15 protein-coding genes are annotated in these 14,675 nt (G+C 59.9%); 13 read left to right on the forward strand and 2 right to left on the reverse strand.

Annotation, left to right across the window (positions count from 1 at the left end):
• The first annotated feature begins 171 nt into the window (after nucleotides 1–171).
• From Q2B33_RS02190 to thiI, 3 genes are all read left to right on the forward strand, one after another.
• A complete protein-coding gene (locus tag Q2B33_RS02190; RefSeq protein WP_300567395.1) occupies nucleotides 172–918 on the forward strand; it encodes a 16S rRNA (uracil(1498)-N(3))-methyltransferase in 747 nt (248 codons plus the stop codon).
• 155 nt (nucleotides 919–1,073) lie between these two features.
• Nucleotides 1,074–2,246 carry a cysteine desulfurase family protein gene (locus Q2B33_RS02195; protein ID WP_300567392.1) on the forward strand — a complete coding sequence of 391 codons (1,173 nt, stop codon included), beginning with the start codon at nucleotides 1,074–1,076 and terminating at the stop codon, nucleotides 2,244–2,246.
• Between the two features lie 137 nt (nucleotides 2,247–2,383).
• Complete coding sequence (gene thiI / locus Q2B33_RS02200; protein WP_296455087.1) at nucleotides 2,384–3,562, forward strand: tRNA uracil 4-sulfurtransferase ThiI; 1,179 nt, start codon at nucleotides 2,384–2,386, stop codon at nucleotides 3,560–3,562.
• Between the two features lie 112 nt (nucleotides 3,563–3,674).
• Here thiI and Q2B33_RS02205 read toward each other — a convergent pair whose 3' ends face one another.
• Entirely contained in the window at nucleotides 3,675–3,908 is a 234-nt protein-coding gene (locus Q2B33_RS02205) for an HPr family phosphocarrier protein (protein ID WP_296455084.1), read from the reverse strand.
• A 99-nt stretch (nucleotides 3,909–4,007) separates the two neighbouring features.
• Here Q2B33_RS02205 and Q2B33_RS02210 point away from each other — a divergent pair, with 99 nt between their 5' ends.
• From Q2B33_RS02210 to Q2B33_RS02250, 9 genes are all read left to right on the forward strand, one after another.
• Nucleotides 4,008–5,624, forward strand: coding sequence for a MiaB/RimO family radical SAM methylthiotransferase (locus Q2B33_RS02210; RefSeq protein WP_300567387.1), 1,617 nt, complete (start codon nucleotides 4,008–4,010; stop codon nucleotides 5,622–5,624).
• Nucleotides 5,625–5,729: 105 nt separating this feature from the next.
• Nucleotides 5,730–5,993, forward strand: coding sequence for an IreB family regulatory phosphoprotein (locus tag Q2B33_RS02215; protein ID WP_296455078.1), 264 nt, complete (start codon nucleotides 5,730–5,732; stop codon nucleotides 5,991–5,993).
• A gap of 20 nt (nucleotides 5,994–6,013) precedes the next feature.
• Nucleotides 6,014–6,457, forward strand: a complete 444-nt coding sequence (ruvX, locus tag Q2B33_RS02220; protein ID WP_296472572.1) for a Holliday junction resolvase RuvX — start codon at nucleotides 6,014–6,016, stop codon at nucleotides 6,455–6,457.
• A gap of 40 nt (nucleotides 6,458–6,497) precedes the next feature.
• Nucleotides 6,498–6,767 carry a DUF1292 domain-containing protein gene (locus Q2B33_RS02225; protein WP_296472569.1) on the forward strand — a complete coding sequence of 90 codons (270 nt, stop codon included), beginning with the start codon at nucleotides 6,498–6,500 and terminating at the stop codon, nucleotides 6,765–6,767.
• Between the two features lie 86 nt (nucleotides 6,768–6,853).
• A complete protein-coding gene (locus tag Q2B33_RS02230) occupies nucleotides 6,854–7,324 on the forward strand; it encodes a Fur family transcriptional regulator (protein ID WP_296472628.1) in 471 nt (156 codons plus the stop codon).
• A complete protein-coding gene (locus tag Q2B33_RS02235; protein ID WP_300567378.1) occupies nucleotides 7,305–8,978 on the forward strand; it encodes a ribonuclease J in 1,674 nt (557 codons plus the stop codon). Before Q2B33_RS02230 ends, Q2B33_RS02235 begins: the two co-directional genes overlap by 20 nt.
• Before the next feature lie 178 nt (nucleotides 8,979–9,156).
• Nucleotides 9,157–9,726: a hypothetical protein gene (locus Q2B33_RS02240; protein WP_300567375.1), complete on the forward strand. Its 570-nt coding sequence runs from the start codon at nucleotides 9,157–9,159 to the stop codon at nucleotides 9,724–9,726.
• Nucleotides 9,727–9,752: 26 nt separating this feature from the next.
• Nucleotides 9,753–10,448, forward strand: coding sequence for an O-methyltransferase (locus tag Q2B33_RS02245; RefSeq protein WP_300567372.1), 696 nt, complete (start codon nucleotides 9,753–9,755; stop codon nucleotides 10,446–10,448).
• Nucleotides 10,418–11,716 (forward strand): U32 family peptidase, encoded by a 1,299-nt coding sequence (locus Q2B33_RS02250; RefSeq protein ID WP_300567369.1) that lies wholly within the window; start codon nucleotides 10,418–10,420, stop codon nucleotides 11,714–11,716. The genes Q2B33_RS02245 and Q2B33_RS02250 overlap by 31 nt, the downstream gene beginning before the upstream one ends.
• 45 nt (nucleotides 11,717–11,761) lie before the next feature.
• Here Q2B33_RS02250 and Q2B33_RS02255 read toward each other — a convergent pair whose 3' ends face one another.
• The gene (locus tag Q2B33_RS02255; RefSeq protein WP_300567366.1) at nucleotides 11,762–11,902 is read right to left on the reverse strand and encodes a hypothetical protein; all 141 of its coding nucleotides are present in this window, start codon (nucleotides 11,900–11,902) and stop codon (nucleotides 11,762–11,764) included.
• A gap of 419 nt (nucleotides 11,903–12,321) precedes the next feature.
• Between Q2B33_RS02255 and Q2B33_RS02260 the strand changes: the two genes are divergently transcribed.
• Nucleotides 12,322–14,433 carry a glutamine synthetase III gene (locus tag Q2B33_RS02260; RefSeq protein WP_300567363.1) on the forward strand — a complete coding sequence of 704 codons (2,112 nt, stop codon included), beginning with the start codon at nucleotides 12,322–12,324 and terminating at the stop codon, nucleotides 14,431–14,433.
• Nucleotides 14,434–14,675: the final 242 nt, after the last annotated feature.

Here is a 14,675-nt window from a genome sequence, read left to right on the forward strand (position 1 = left end):
CGCCCCGCAGCCTGTCTGCGGCAGGCTCCCCTCCCTCGGACGGCAGGAGACGGGGGAAAGCTCGGCGGCATTCTGCCGGGGACTGCCCGCGGCGGCTGCACCGGCGCGGCGGGGAAGCAGGGGGATTTCAGGGCCCGCGGACAAAGGGGCGGGGCCGGACAGGAGAAAGCCATGTATCAGTTTTTTGTGGATCCGTCACAGATCGATATACCTGACAGGCGTGTCATAATCATGGGGGAGGATGTGAACCATATCAGGAATGTCCTCCGCATGCGCCCCGGGGAGGAGATTTCCGTCAGGGACGGCCGGGACGGCAGGGAGTACCGCTGCGGCATCCTTTCCCTGGGGGAGTCCGAGATTGTCTGCGAGCTGCGCTTCATCAAAGAGGACGCGGTGGAGCTGTCTGCGGAGATTTACCTCTTCCAGGGGCTCCCCAAGGGGGACAAGATGGAATTCATCATCCAGAAGGCAGTGGAGCTGGGGGTGCACCAGGTGATACCTGTGGCCGCCAGCCGTTGCGTGGTGAAGCTGGACGGGAAGAAGGCCGCAGCCAAAAGAGCCCGCTGGCAGGGGATTGCGGAGGCCGCGGCCAAGCAGAGCAAAAGGGCTGTCATCCCGGAAGTGACGGAAGTGTCATCTTTTGCCCGGGCGGTGGGGATGGCCTCGGGGATGGACGTGGCGCTGATCCCCTATGAGCTGGCGGAGGACATGTCCCGGACGAAGAGCCTGCTGGAGGGCATCCGGCCCGGCCAGCGGGTGGCGGTGTTCATAGGGCCGGAGGGAGGCTTTGCGGAGGCGGAGATCGGCCTCGCCCGGGAGAGCGGTGTCCTGCCGGTCACATTGGGGAAGCGGATCCTGCGGACGGAGACGGCGGGGCTTGCGGTGCTGTCCTGGATCATGTACCTGCTGGAGGCATGAGGGGGAGCCTGCGCTATGGCGGCGGAGCAGCTCCCGGAATCTGCCTTTTGGGAATCGGGCGGCAGGGACATAGACAGTGGCTGCGGCATATGATAGTATAAGTGAACTGCAGCTTTCGCCCGGAGAGCTGTTTGATTTGATAAAGGAGTAAAGCCATGGAAATTTATCTGGATAATTCCGCCACCACCAGAGTCTTCCCGGAGGTGGCGGAGCTGATGGCAAAGGTCATGTGCGAGGACTACGGCAATCCCTCCAGCCTCCATATGAAGGGAGTACAGGCAGAGCAGTACCTGAGGAGCGCCAGAGAGACCTTTGCCGGAATCCTGAAGGTGAACGAGAAGGAGATCTTCTTCACCTCCGGGGGGACGGAATCGGACAATATGGCGCTGATCGGCTGTGCCAGGGCGGGTGTCAGACAGGGAAAGCATCTGATCACCACCCAGATCGAGCACCCGGCGGTCCTGAACACCATGCGGTATCTGGAATCTCAGGGCTTCCGCGTGACTTATCTGCCGGTGGACGCCTGGGGGCGGATATCCCTGGAGGATCTGCGCCGGGCCATGACCCCGGAGACCGTTTTGGTGTCCGTCATGCACACCAACAATGAGGTGGGATCCCTCCAACCCGTGGCGGAGGCGGCATCCCTGGTGAAGCGCATGAATCCCCACACCCTCTTCCATGTGGATGCGGTGCAGGGCTTCGGAAAGGCGAAGATCTATCCCAGGCGGATGGGCATCGACCTGCTGTCCGCCAGCGGGCACAAGATTCACGGGCCCAAGGGCGTGGGCCTGCTCTACGTGGGCGGCCAGGTGAAGATCCAGCCGATCATCCACGGCGGGGGCCAGCAGATGAACCTGCGCTCCGGAACGGACAATGTGCCGGGAATCGCGGGCTTCGCCAGGGCGGCGGAGCTGCTCTGGGCCCATTACGAGGACGATGTGAAGCGCCTGTACCAGTGCAAGGAATATTTCTGCAACGGCGTGAGGAAGCTGGAGGGGGTCAGGATCAACGGCCTTCTGCCGGGAGAGCCGGATGGTGCCGGAACGGCGCCCCATATCGTCAGCGTGTCGGTGGAGGGCGTGCGCAGCGAGGTGCTGCTCCACGCGCTGGAGGAGGAGGGCATCTATGTGTCCGCGGGGAGCGCCTGCGCCGCCAGGAAGCCCCAGCCCTCGGCCACGCTGAAGGCCATGGGCATCGAGAAGCCCCTGCTGGAGTCCACCATCCGCTTCAGCTTCTCCGTCTATACCACCCAGGAAGAACTGGACTATACATTGCAGGCCATGTATGATAAGATTCCCATGCTGCGCAGATATACCAGGAAACGCTGAGGGCGCGGGGACAGGCTCCGGCGGGCCCTGGGGGCAGGAATGCCTCCCCAGGCGCCGTCCGGAGCTTTGGGATCCGCGGGGGTTTCCGGGGGCTGACGAACGCTTCCGGAAATCCGGCGCGGAAGAAAGGACAAGCCATGTTTACAGCTTTTTTGATAAAATATGCCGAGATTGGCATCAAGGGAAAGAACCGCTATCTGTTCGAGGACATGCTGATGCACCAGATGAAGCTGGCGCTGAAGAAATGCGAGGGGGAGTTCCTGATCCACAAATCCCAGGGGCGCATCTTTGTGGAGGCCAGGGGAGAGTTCGACTTTGAGGAGGCGGTGGAGGGGCTGAAGAAGGTGTTCGGCATCTCCGGCATCTGCCCTGTGGTCTATGCGGAGGACGAGGGCTTCGAGAAGCTCTGCCAGCGGGTGGTGGAATATGTGGATCAGGTCTACCCGGACAAGCATAAGACCTTCAAGGTGCACTCCAGGCGGGCCAGGAAGGACTATCCCAAAGAATCCATGGAGATCAACGCGGATCTGGGGGCCGCCGTCCTGCAGGCCTATCCGGAGATGTCCGTGGACGTCCACGAGCCGGAGATCCTGCTGAATGTGGAAATCCGTGAAAAGATATATATTTATTCGGAGACCATCCCCGGCCCCGGGGGCATGCCCGTGGGGACAGGGGGCAAGGCCATGCTGCTTCTGTCCGGGGGCATAGACTCCCCTGTGGCGGGGTACATGATAGCCAAGCGGGGCGTGAAGCTGGACGCGGTGTATTTCCACGCGCCGCCCTACACCAGCGAGCGGGCCAGGCAGAAGGTGGTGGATCTGGCCAGGACCGTGGCCGGATACGCGGGGCCCGTCTGGCTCCATGTGATCAATTTCACGGACATCCAGCTCTACATCCATGAGAAATGCCCCCATGAGGAGCTGACCATCATCATGCGTCGGTACATGATGCGGATTGCGGAGCGGATCGCAAAGGACACGGAGTGCCTGGGCCTGATCACCGGAGAGAGCATCGGGCAGGTGGCCTCCCAGACCATGCAGTCCCTGGCCGCCACCAATGAGGTCTGCACCATTCCGGTGTACCGCCCCCTGATCGGCTTCGACAAGCTGGAGATCGTGGAGGTGGCCCAGCGGATCGGCACCTTTGAGACCTCCATTCTGCCCTATGAGGACTGCTGCACGATCTTCGTGGCCAAGCATCCCGTGACCAAGCCCAACCTCAATGTCATCCGCCGCCATGAGCGCAATCTGGACGAGGGGATAGAGGCGCTGGTGGAGAGGGCCCTGGAGACCAAAGAGCTGCTCATCGTGGAATAGGGGCGCGGATATAAAAAAGGCCTTTCAGGATGCGCTCCTGAAGGCCTCTTCGCCCGGACATTCCTCTTTCGTGCGTTGTCCTGGCCCTATGTACCCGCCATCCACAGGACGGTCACTGTACGATGTAGGGCTTTAAGAACTCCAGCACCTCGTCCGCACCTTCCTCTGTATGGATGTTCAAATCGATGGGTTTGGACAGATCTAAGCTGAAGATGCCCATGATGGATTTCGCGTCAACAACGTATCTGCCGGATACCAAGTCGAAGTCGTAGTCGAACTTGGAGATGTCGTTTACAAAGGATTTGACTTTGTCGATTGAATTAAGGAAAATTTGTACTGTCTTCATCTTCTTTACCTCCTGTCTGATTTACCTTCCAGTCAACATATTAACGGCTGGCGGCGCAAAAGTCAAGGCGAAAACAGTACAAAAAAGTGGGGAATAATCATGAAAACTGTGGCATTGTATAATCTGGGCTGCAAGGTCAATTCCTATGAAATGGAAGTAATGCGCCAAATCCTCCGGGAAAAAGGATATGGCATTGTGGCATTTGATGAAAGAGCCGATATCTATATCGTGAACACATGTACGGTCACCAACATCGCGGACAGGAAGAGCAGACAGATGCTGCACCGTGCCAGGCAGCTCAATCCCGACGCTGTGGTGGTGGCGGTGGGCTGCTATGTGCAGACGGGGCGGGAGGCCGTGGAGGCGGATCCGGGCGTAGACCTTGCCATCGGCAACAACCGGAAGAAGGACATCGCGGCCATCCTGGAGGAGTATCTGGAGAGAAGGCGGGAGGGCGGCCCGGAGAGGGACAAGACCCTGGAGGGCGCCACCGTCCTGGACATCGGGCATACCTACGAATATGAGGAGATGCGGCTGAAGCACACGGCGGAGCGCACCAGGGCCTATATCAAGATCCAGGACGGCTGCAACCAGTTCTGCTCCTACTGCGCCATCCCCTACGCCAGGGGCAGGGTGCGCAGCCGCAGGGCGGAGGATGTCCTGGAGGAGGTGCGGGGCCTGGTGGACGCGGGCTACCGGGAGGTGGTGCTCACGGGCATCCATATCAGCTCCTACGGAATCGACTTCGGGGAGGACGGGGCGCAGGCCGGGAGCACCGGGGGTCCGGAATCCGGGCAGGAATCCGTTCTTCTGCGCGGGGGCTCCGGGCAGGAGGAGGGAGACGCAGCCGGGGCGCAGACCGGGCGGAAGGCCGGGAGCACCGGGGATCCGGAATCCGGGCAGGAATCCGTTCTTCTGCGCGGGGGCGCCGGGCAGGCGCCTGGGAACCAGGGGGCCCTCCGGGAGGAACCGCGAACAGACGACAGGGCGCGTGAAAGAAAACGGCAGCCCGCATACAACGGCCGCAGCAGGCTGGTGGAGCTGGTGGAGCAGATCCATGGGATAGAGGGCCTGGAGCGGATCCGCCTGGGCTCCCTGGAGCCGCGGATCGTCACGCCGGAGGCGGTGAGGCGGCTGGCGGCGCTGCCCAAGCTCTGCCCCCATTTCCACCTGTCCCTCCAGAGCGGCTGCGACGCTACCTTAAAAAGGATGAATAGACATTACACCGCCGGGGAATACTACAAGAGCGTGGAGCTTCTGCGGGAATGCTTCCACCGGCCGGCCATCACCACGGACGTGATCGCGGGCTTTCCCGGGGAGACGGAAGCGGAGTTCGCTGACACAAGGGAATTCCTGGAGAAGGCAGGGTTCTACGAAATGCATGTCTTCAAATATTCCAGGCGGGAGGGGACCGCGGCGGCTTCCATGCCGGACCAGGTGCCGGAGCCTGTGAAGGCCAGGCGCAGCGCCGAGCTGATCGCCCTGGGGGAGCGGCAGTCCTTGGAGTTCCGCAGGCGCTACATAGGAAAGGAAGCCGAGGCGCTTCTGGAGGAGACCCGAGAGATAGGCGGGCGGACATACTGCATCGGCCACACGAAGGACTACGTGAAGGTGGCGGTGGACGTCACGGAGCGTCTGCAGGAGGCCCCCGCCATGATAAATACAGTGGTGAAGATACCGGTCAGGGATTTTCTGACAGATGAAATTTTGATGTAGCTTGAATTTTTGGCGAAAATGAGGTATGATGAAAGGAAGTAGTGGCATTGGGCGCTAAAATGCCGCGGGTTGAGCCTGCCGGAGCGGGCAGATGGGAGTCATGGCATGCAGAATCTGGAAAACACACAATACTTCAAGGTAGACTCGGAACCTGCCGCCGGAGCGAAGGTGGTGCTGGCCGCCGTATATGAGGCGCTGACGGAAAAGGGATACAACCCGGTGAATCAGATCGTGGGCTACATCATGAGCGGCGACCCCACCTATATCACCAGCCATCAGAATGCGCGGAGCATGATCATGAAGGTGGAGCGGGACGAGCTGGTGGAGGAGCTGCTGACGGAGTACATCCGCACGAAGGAATGGGAGTAGGGGACGAAAGGGAGGCGGCTATGCGCATAATGGGTCTGGATTTCGGCTCTAAGACGGTGGGGGTGGCTGTCAGCGACAGCCTGCTCATCACGGCCCAGGGCCTGGAAATCATCCGCAGGGAGAGAGAGGACAAGCTGCGCCGGACATTGGCCCGGATCGAGGAGTTGATTTTGGAATACGAGGTGGAGGAGATCGTGCTGGGCCTCCCCAAGAACATGAACGCCACCGAAGGAGTACGGGTGGAGCTGACGGAGGAATTTCGGGAGAAGCTGGAGCGCCGGACAGGCTTGCCCGTTGTCATGTGGGACGAGAGGCTGACCACGGTGGCGGCGGACAAGGCTATGATAGAGGCCGGCATCCGCAGGGAGAGACGGAAGGATTATGTGGACAAGATTGCGGCTGCCCTGATACTCCAGGGATACCTGGACAGACGCAGCCACGGACAGACAGAGAAAGAGGATTGAAATGCACGCCTCCATGTGAAGGTGTGCGTGAGGTGCGGAAATGGCAAAGCAGGAGAAGATTACGTTCACGCCGGAGGGAGAAGAGCCGGTGGAATTCTATGTGCTGGAGCAGACGAGGATAGGCGGCATTGACTATATCCTTGTCACGGATGAGGAAGAGGGCGACGGAGAGGCGCTGATTTTGAAGGACATGTCTCGAGACGGGGAGCCGGAAGGGCTCTATACTATCGTGTCCGATGACCAGGAGCTGGAAGCTGTAGCCGGCGTATTCGAGAACATGCTGGAGGACGTGGAGCTGGAGAATGCGTGAACGAAAGCTTCGGGGCCTGGGCGGAGGCTATGCCCTATCGGTCAGGACAGGAGCCTGCAGACAGGGGGTACGCGCGGAGTTGGGATATGGCGTTTGATAAGGGGAAAGCAGAGAGGCTTTTGAAGGACAGAGGCCTGAAGGTCACCAGACAGCGCATGGCGGTGCTGGAGGCCATCGATTCCTGTCCCCGGGAGCATCTGACTGCGGAAGAAATATTTGAGTTGGTAAAAGCAGACTGCCCGGACATCGGGCTGGCTACTGTTTATAGAACCATACAGTTGTTGGGGAGCTTGCATCTAATCGACCGGGTCAGTTTTGATGACGGGTTCGTGCGCTATGAGATGGGGAGTGCTCTGGAGGGCACGGTGAGACACCGCCATCATCATCTGATCTGTATCAAATGCGGCAGGGTGATTTCATTCCAGGACGATTTATTGGAGGAGCTGGAGGGGAAAATCATCGCGACTACCGGATTTCGTGTTGTGGATCATGAGGTAAAGCTCTACGGCTACTGTGTAGAATGTGGAGGAGATTTGATTGAAGAAAAAAGAGAATAACAACGGTTCCAGACTAAAGATAATCCCTTTGGGGGGCCTGGAGCAAATCGGCATGAACATTACTGCGTTCGAGTATGAGGACAGTATTGTTGTGGTGGACTGCGGCCTGTCGTTCCCGGCGGACGACATGCTGGGCATCGACCTTGTGATCCCAGATGTGACCTACCTGAAGGACAACATCAGCAAGGTGAAGGGCTTCGTGATCACCCACGGCCATGAGGATCATATCGGAGCGCTCCCCTATGTGCTCCGGGACATCAATGCGCCCATCTATGCCACCAGGCTCACCATGGGCATCATCGAGAACAAGCTGAAGGAACATGAGATGACCAAGAGCGTCAAGCGCAAGGTGGTGAAGTTCGGCCAGTCCATCAATTTAGGACAGTTCCGGGTGGAGTTCATCAAGACCAACCACAGCATCGTGGACGCGGCGGCGCTGGCCATCTACTCCCCGGTGGGGGTGGTGGTGCACACGGGGGACTTCAAGGTTGACTACACGCCTGTATTCGGAGACGCCATCGACCTGCAGCGCTTCGCGGAGCTGGGCAAGAAGGGCGTTCTGGCGCTGATGTGCGACTCCACCAACGCGGAGCGGCCGGGCTTCACTCCCTCGGAGCGCACTGTGGGGGCCACTTTTGACAATCTGTTCGAGGAGCATAAGAATACCAGGATCTTCGTGGCCACCTTTGCCTCCAATGTGGACAGGGTGCAGCAGATCATCAACACGGCGTACAAGTTCGGCAGGAAGGTCTGCGTGGACGGCCGCAGCATGGTGAGCATCATCGAGACGGCCAGGAACCTGGGCTGCATCAGCATCCCGGACAATACCCTGATCGAGATAGAGCAGATGAAGGACTATCCCAGCGAGAAGCAGGTGGTGATCACCACCGGGAGCCAGGGGGAGAGCATGGCGGCCCTGAGCCGCATGGCCAGCGGCATGCACCGCAAGATTACCATCGGCGCGGGGGACACGGTGATTTTTTCCTCCAACCCCATCCCGGGCAACGAGAAATCCGTGACTAAGGTGATCAATGAGCTGATCCGCAAGGGCGCGGACGTGATCTTCCAGGATGCCCATGTGTCCGGCCATGCCCGCCAGGAGGAGATCAAGCTGCTCTACGCGCTGATCCGGCCCAAGTATTCCGTCCCCGTCCACGGGGAGATCAAGCATCTGAAGGCTCAGGCGAAGATTGCCCAGAGCCTGGGCATGGAGAAGGAGAATATCTTCATCCTCTCCTCCGGCGATGTGCTGGAGCTGGACAAGAACCGCGCGGGCATCACGGGCAGGGTTCCCGTAGGGGCCATTCTGGTGGACGGCCTGGGCGTGGGCGACGTGGGGAACGTGGTGCTGCGGGATCGCCAGCATCTGGCGGAGGACGGCATCATGGTAGTGGTCATGAGCCTGGACCGCGTAGGCGGAGAGCTGGTGGCAGGGCCCGATATCGTGTCCAGGGGCTTCGTGTATGTGAAGGAATCCGATGAGCTGATAGAGGAGGCCCGCCAGATCGTGGACGAGGCCATCGAGAGGTGCCTGGACAGAGGGATCACGGACTGGGGGAAGCTGAAGAATACCACAAAGGATGCCCTCAGCGACTTCGTCTGGAAGAAGACCAAGAGGCGGCCTATGATACTGCCGATCATCATGGAGGTGTGAGAAGAAGTTCTAGGCGGCCAAAGGACGCCCGCCAAGAACTTCCAGGATGGCACACGAACAAGTTCGTATTGCAATCCATCCGCACAGGTCAGAATGCCCAAAGGGCGGGCATTCTTCCAGGTTGTGGAAGGGCGTTGGGGCGAGGCGCTTGGTCTGCCGGTCGGGCATGGAGGTTAGTATGAAAGTAACGAGCATAATAGCTGCAGTGGCAGGGGCTATCTTCCGGGTGGTGATGGCGGTGGCGGTGGTGTATGTGATTTACCAGGGGGCCGGGATCTGTTATGACTACGGCTACCGTATCTTCACGGAGCCGGCCATGTCCGCCGGAGAGGGCCGGACGGTGACGGTGACGGTCAGCCCTGACATGTCCCCGCTGGACATCGGAAAGCTTTTCGAGGGCAGGGGGCTGGTGCGGGACGCCAGGCTCTTCGCGCTGCAGTATTATCTCTCGGAGTACAGGGAGGATGTGGGCCCCGGCACATTCGACCTGAGCACGGCCATGACCGCAGAGGAGATGATGCAGGCCATGGTGGTGGCGGAGGCTGAGGAAGAGGAAGGCGAAGGGGATTCCGCAGGAAGGGGAAGCTCCTCCGGCCAGGGAGAATCTTCCTCGGAGAGCGGCCCGCCCGCCGGGGGAGGAGCGCCCGGCGGAGAGGACGGCACAGGGGATGCGGCCGGGGATGGGATGACCGGGGACGGTGCGCCCGAAGACACAGAGGGGCTTGACGGGGAACCGGAGGCAGAGTGACGCCATCCCGTATATAAAGAGGAAGTATGATCATAGATGAGAGAATGGCGGCTTTCATCGATTCGCTGGACAGGGGGAATACGGCCTTCCTGGACGGGATAGAAAAAGAGGCGCTGGAGAATCAGATTCCAATCGTGCGCAAGTCCACGCAGAGCCTGCTGAAGTTTCTGCTGGCGGCCAGGCAGCCGCGGCAGATTCTGGAGGTGGGGACCGCGGTGGGCTTTTCCGCGCTGTTGATGTGCGAATACGGCCCGGAGGGCTGCCATGTGACCACCATAGAGAAATACGGAAAGCGGATTCCCGTGGCCAGGGAGAACTTCCGGCGGGCCGGGCGGGAGAATCAGATCGCCCTGTTGGAGGGGGATGCGGCGGATATCCTGCCGGAGCTGACGGGAAGCTTCGACATGATCTTCATGGATGCGGCCAAGGGGCAGTATATCCGCTTCCTGCCGGACAGCCTGCGGCTGCTGGCGCCGGGGGGATTCCTGGTGTCGGACAATGTGCTGCAGGACGGGGACGTGACAGAGTCCCGCTTTGCGGTGGACAGGCGCAACCGCACCATCCATGCCAGGATGCGGGAGTACCTGTACGAGCTGAAGCACCATCCCCTGCTGGAGACCGTGGTGCTGCCGGTGGGGGACGGGGTGACATTGAGTGTCAAGCGTGAAAAAGAAAAGGAAGGGGCAGGATTATGGCGGGGAGAAGGAAACCGGAGCTTTTGATACCGGCGGGGAGCCTGGAGGTGCTGAGGACCGCGGTGATATTCGGGGCGGATGCCGTGTACATCGGCGGCGAGGCCTTCGGGCTGCGGGCCAAGGCGAAGAACTTCTCCCCGGAGGAGATGGCGGAGGGTATCGCCTTCGCCCATGCAAGGGGCGTGAAGGTGTATGTCACGGCCAATATCCTGGCCCACAATGACGACCTGGAGGGGGCGGCGGCCTATTTTCAGGAGCTGCGGGACATGGAGCCTGAGCGGTGCGACGGGCTGATTATATCCGACCCCGGGATGTTCGCCGTCGCCCGGGAGGTATGGCCGGAGGCGGAGATTCACATCTCCACCCAGGCCAACAACACCAACTACCGCACCTATCGGTTCTGGTGGGAGCTGGGGGCCAGGCGGGTGGTGTCCGCCAGGGAGCTGAGCCTGGCGGAGATACGGGCCATCCGGGAGCGGATCCCGGAGGAGATGGAGATAGAGAGCTTCGTCCAGGGCTCCATGTGCATCTCCTATTCCGGGCGCTGCCTCTTGAGCAATTACTTTACGGGGAGGGATGCCAACCAGGGCTCCTGCACCCATCCCTGCCGCTGGAAGTACGCGGTGGTGGAGGAGACCAGGCCCGGAGAGTACCTTCCGGTGTACGAGAACGAGCGGGGCACATATATATTCAATTCCAAAGATTTGTGCATGATAGAACATATACCGGAGCTGGTGGAGGCGGGGATAGACAGCTTCAAGGTGGAGGGGCGCATGAAGACGGCGCTGTACATTGCCACGGTGGCCCGGACCTACCGCAGGGCCATAGACGATTATTTCGTCTCCGGAGAGCGGTATCGGGCAAATCTGGACTGGTACAGGGCGGAGATCTCCAAGTGCACCTACCGTCAGTTCACCACGGGCTTCTACTTCGGCAGACCTGCCGGGGAGGCCCAGATTTATGACAACAGCACTTATGTGAACGAATATATCTATCTGGGGAACATCCGGGAGGTGGCTGCGGGCGATGCGCTGCCATGGATGCAGGGGATGGAAGACGGAGGCGTCTTCTCCCTGGCCCGGCTGGAGCAGCGCAATAAATTTTCCGTGGGAGAGGCCATTGAGATCATGAAGCCGGACGGGAGGAACGTGCCGGCGACCGTGGAGGCCATGTACAACGGGGAGGGGGAGGCGGTGGAGAGCTGCCCCCATGCCAGGGAGATTATATGGGTGAGGCTTTCCGAGATGCCCGCGCCCTGGGATCTGCTGCGGCGGGAGAACCGCGCGGAGGCGTAGGCAGAGGTGCCTGCCCGCCACCCTTCCCGGGTTCTCTTTGGGCGGTTATTCTCCCTTTTCGTTTTCCTTTCGCGGCTCCGGCTTGCGCTTTCCTTCGGTGTATTCGATGCATTCAACTACTTTGTCATTGTCGAATCCCCGGGCCCTCAGCCGGTCGATTAGGTTCAGGGTTTCTTTTGCTGCCATGGCCTCCATGTATGCCCCTTCCTCCCTTCCGGGTGATTAGCTCTTACTTTTGCAATTTCTAGCAATTTCTTTAGCAGCCCGCACCTCTTCCATATTTTGCGGCCCAAGCCTTGTGCATTCCGCCAGGACTGGAAAGCCGGGAGACCTTGAGGCTCTATGCAACCTGCTCTGCCTTTGACAGGAGAGAACTCCTTTTTTGGAAGAAAGCGAGAAATGGCATTTGGGGTATTGCATTTTGGGGGAAATTAGGGTATTTTATAGAAAACGAAACGTTGGCGCGGCTGTATGCCACCATTTCTGCACATCGGCATTCAATGAACGAGGAGGTTCCATGGTAAGGTGTTACTTTGGGACTTTTTTTATGTGGCGGATTCCCGGGATGCGGCCGATGGAGGACAGGGAGAGAAGGGAGAAGGAAAATGTGTGAAGTAGTGAAGGTAGAAGAGATTTTCGCCAGCAAGGTATTCACCTTTGGCAAGATGAAGGAAAGGCTGCCCAAGAGCGTCTATAAAGAAGTCAGGAAAATCATGGATCAGGGGGGCGAGCTGTCCCTGGCGGCCGCGGACGTGGTGGCCAAGGCCATGAAGGACTGGGCCGTGGAGAACGGCGCCACTCATTACACCCACTGGTTCCAGCCCCTCACCGGCATCACGGCGGAGAAGCACGACGCTTTCGTGACGCACCCGGACGAGGACGGCAAGATGATCATGGAGTTCTCCGGCAAGGAGCTGATCAAGGGCGAGCCTGACGCGTCTTCCTTCCCCTCCGGAGGCCTGCGGGCCACGTTCGAGGCCAGGGGTTACACGGCCTGGGACATCACTTCCCCGGCGTTCCTGAAGGAGGATGCCACGGGAGTCATCCTCTGTATCCCCACGGCATTCTGCTCCTACACCGGGGAGGCCCTGGACAAGAAGACCCCCCTGCTGCGCTCCATGGAGGCAATCAGCCAGCAGGCGCTGCGCATCGTGCGGCTCTTTGGCAACGAAGGGGCCACGAAGGTAGTGGCCAGCGTAGGGCCGGAGCAGGAGTACTTCCTCGTGGACAGAGAAAAGTATCTTCAGCGGGAGGATCTGATCTTCGCCGGGCGCACCCTGTTCGGCGCTCCCGCGCCCAAGGGCCAGGAGCTGGAGGACCATTACTTCGGCACCATCCGCGAGCGGGTGGGCGCTTATATGAAGGATCTGAACGTGGAGCTGTGGAAGCTGGGGGTGACGGCCAGAACCCAGCACAACGAGGTGGCCCCGGCCCAGCATGAGCTGGCTCCTGTCTATGAGTCGGCCAACATCGCGGTTGACCACAACCAGCTCGTCATGGAAACCATGAAGAAGGTGGCCGGCCGCCATGGCCTGACCTGTCTGCTCCACGAGAAGCCTTTCGACGGGGTGAACGGCTCCGGCAAGCACAACAACTGGTCCCTGGGCACGGACAATGGGGTGAACATGCTGGATCCCGGCGAGACCCCCAACGAGAATATCCAGTTCCTTCTGGTGCTGGCCTGCATCATCAAGGCCGTGGACACCCATGCGGATCTCCTGCGCCAGAGCGCGGCGGACGTGGGCAACGACCACAGGCTGGGGGCGAACGAGGCCCCTCCCGCCATCATCTCCATCTTCCTGGGGGAGCAGCTGGAGGATGTGGTGAAGCAATTGGTGGAGACTGGCGAGGCGGCCCATTGCCTGGAGGGCGGCAAGCTGGAGACCGGCGTGTCCACGCTGCCCGACCTGGAGAAGGATGCCACGGACAGGAACAGGACATCGCCCTTTGCCTTCACGGGGAACAAGTTCGAGTTCCGCATGGTAGGCAGTGCGGATTCCATCGCCAGTCCCAACACCACCCTGAATGCCATCGTGGCGGAGGCTTTCTGTGAGGCGGCCGACAGGCTGGAGAAGGCGGAGGACTTCGATCTGGCGGTGCATGACCTGATCAAGGAGTACATGGGGGCCCATCAGCGGATTATCTTCAATGGGGACGGCTATTCCGAGGACTGGGTGGCGGAAGCGGCCAAGCGGGGCCTGCCCAACATCAAATCCATGGTGGAGGCGGCCTGTACCCTGACCACGGACAAGGCGGTGAAGCTCTTCGAGAAGTTCGGCATCTTCACGAAGGTGGAGCTGGAGTCCAGGGAGGAGATCATCTACGAGACCTATGCCAAGACCATCAACATCGAGGCCAATACCATGATAGACATGGCCGGCAAGAAATACATCCCTGCCGTGGTGAAGTATACCAGGCAGCTTGCGGACGCGGTGGTGGCCGTCAGGGAAGCCGGGGCGGAGCCTGTGGTGCAGGCAAGGCTTCTGGGCGAGGTGAATGGGAAGCTGACGGCGGCCCAGGAAGCGCTGGGTAGGCTGAGCCGGGCCATGGCCCAGGCTGCGGCTATGAAGGATGCCAAAGAGCAGGCGTTCTTCTGCAAGGATGTGGTCAGGACCGCCATGGAGGAGCTGCGGGCTCCCATCGACGCGTTGGAGATGATCGTGGACAAGGACGTGTGGCCGGTGCCTTCCTATGGGGAGCTGACGTTTGAGGTGTAAGAGGGCAGGACAAGAACGGAGGGGCTGCGGGCGACAGGAGCTGCGCGGTTCCTCCTTTTTTGGAGGGAAGAGGGAGGTGGGGAAATAAAAAAATAGTAAAATAGAAAAATAGAAAAATTTGAAAAAATTTGAATTAGGGTATTGCAAATTGGAAATACTTCGTGTATAATATTTCAAGTAACAGGACATAGGGCTATCGCCAAACGGTAAGGCAACGGACTCTGACTCCGTCATTTCAAGGT

The sequence above is a fragment of the uncultured Acetatifactor sp. genome (assembly GCF_948601915.1).
Taxonomy (GTDB): Bacteria; Bacillota; Clostridia; order Lachnospirales; family Lachnospiraceae; genus Acetatifactor.

Coding starts and splice junctions, on each gene's coding strand:
- Q2B33_RS02190 (WP_300567395.1), top strand. CDS start 172: ATGTATCAGTTTTTTGTGGATCCGTCACAGATCGATATACCTGACAGG.
- Q2B33_RS02195 (WP_300567392.1), top strand. CDS start 1,074: ATGGAAATTTATCTGGATAATTCCGCCACCACCAGAGTCTTCCCGGAG.
- thiI (WP_296455087.1), top strand. CDS start 2,384: ATGTTTACAGCTTTTTTGATAAAATATGCCGAGATTGGCATCAAGGGA.
- Q2B33_RS02205 (WP_296455084.1), bottom strand. CDS start 3,908: ATGAAGACAGTACAAATTTTCCTTAATTCAATCGACAAAGTCAAATCC.
- Q2B33_RS02210 (WP_300567387.1), top strand. CDS start 4,008: ATGAAAACTGTGGCATTGTATAATCTGGGCTGCAAGGTCAATTCCTAT.
- Q2B33_RS02215 (WP_296455078.1), top strand. CDS start 5,730: ATGCAGAATCTGGAAAACACACAATACTTCAAGGTAGACTCGGAACCT.
- ruvX (WP_296472572.1), top strand. CDS start 6,014: ATGCGCATAATGGGTCTGGATTTCGGCTCTAAGACGGTGGGGGTGGCT.
- Q2B33_RS02225 (WP_296472569.1), top strand. CDS start 6,498: ATGGCAAAGCAGGAGAAGATTACGTTCACGCCGGAGGGAGAAGAGCCG.
- Q2B33_RS02230 (WP_296472628.1), top strand. CDS start 6,854: ATGGCGTTTGATAAGGGGAAAGCAGAGAGGCTTTTGAAGGACAGAGGC.
- Q2B33_RS02240 (WP_300567375.1), top strand. CDS start 9,157: ATGAAAGTAACGAGCATAATAGCTGCAGTGGCAGGGGCTATCTTCCGG.
- Q2B33_RS02245 (WP_300567372.1), top strand. CDS start 9,753: ATGATCATAGATGAGAGAATGGCGGCTTTCATCGATTCGCTGGACAGG.
- Q2B33_RS02250 (WP_300567369.1), top strand. CDS start 10,418: ATGGCGGGGAGAAGGAAACCGGAGCTTTTGATACCGGCGGGGAGCCTG.
- Q2B33_RS02255 (WP_300567366.1), bottom strand. CDS start 11,902: ATGGCAGCAAAAGAAACCCTGAACCTAATCGACCGGCTGAGGGCCCGG.
- Q2B33_RS02260 (WP_300567363.1), top strand. CDS start 12,322: ATGTGTGAAGTAGTGAAGGTAGAAGAGATTTTCGCCAGCAAGGTATTC.